Source organism: Lentilactobacillus parakefiri (assembly GCF_002157585.1).
GTDB classification, from domain to species: Bacteria; Bacillota; Bacilli; order Lactobacillales; family Lactobacillaceae; genus Lentilactobacillus; species Lentilactobacillus parakefiri.
Genome location: NZ_BDGB01000158.1, coordinates 1 through 348 on the forward strand (window position 1 = coordinate 1; position 348 = coordinate 348).

1 pseudogene is annotated in these 348 nt (G+C 42.5%); it reads right to left on the reverse strand.

The features are described from left to right. A pseudogene (locus tag LPKJCM_RS12130) lies at positions 1 to 348 on the reverse strand (DDE-type integrase/transposase/recombinase); the annotation flags it as partial.

Genomic DNA, 348 nt, shown 5'->3' on the forward strand with positions numbered 1-348 from the left:
CCACTTTTTGACAGCCGTTATCAATTCCTCAGCGGAATTGTAATTGGCTAAGTCGCCTAACTCAACTTTTAACTTGTTAAAGAAGCTTTCCATACAAGCGTTATCTAAGCAGGTTGCTCGTCGAGACATGCTTGGTGGGATGTGAGCGCTTCTGAGCTTCTTCTGCCATGTTCGATGTCGGTACTGCCAACCTTGGACAGTGTGCAGGAACTGCTTGTATGGTTGGTTTGGTATTAACTCAATTAGGGAATTCAATGGTTTCATGGCAAATTCAAGATTGGGACTGCCGGCAGTAATGGCAAAGGTTAGGATCTCATTATTGTATAAATCCATTATTGGTTCGAAATA